The sequence below is a fragment of the Phocaeicola faecium genome, from assembly GCF_014837055.1.
Taxonomy (GTDB): Bacteria; Bacteroidota; Bacteroidia; order Bacteroidales; family Bacteroidaceae; genus Phocaeicola; species Phocaeicola gallinarum.
The window spans coordinates 1-305 of record NZ_JACSPQ010000037.1 but is presented as its reverse complement, the minus strand read 5'-3'; the positions used below and the strand labels follow the sequence as shown (position 1 = coordinate 305).

Genomic DNA, 305 nt, shown 5'->3' with positions numbered 1-305 from the left:
CGGAAAGCCGTCGCGCTCGCCGTCGCAGGCACGGACGCGGCAGAACGGCCGAACAGGTCGAACAGTCTGAGGTCGAAGGGCCGAACATCGTCGACCCCGCGGCCCGAAACCTGGTGTCGGATCAGATGCGGTCCTCGGAGCAGTCCGGGGACGAGGGGGCTGGCGAACAGACCTCGGTGATCTCCCCCGACGAGCTGGCGGCGTACTTCGCGCGCCTTGCCCAGGAGAGCGCCCCCGAGGCCGAATCGTCCGAGACCGAATCGTCCGAGGCCGGCGAAAACGACGATGCCAAGGAAGGGGAGTGA

At 68.2% G+C, this 305-nt stretch carries 1 protein-coding gene; it reads left to right on the top strand.

What is annotated here, in order from left to right; translation table 11 throughout:
* A partial coding sequence (locus H9626_RS15715) for a hypothetical protein (protein WP_225231016.1) occupies positions 1–305 on the top strand: 305 nt, incomplete at its 5' end.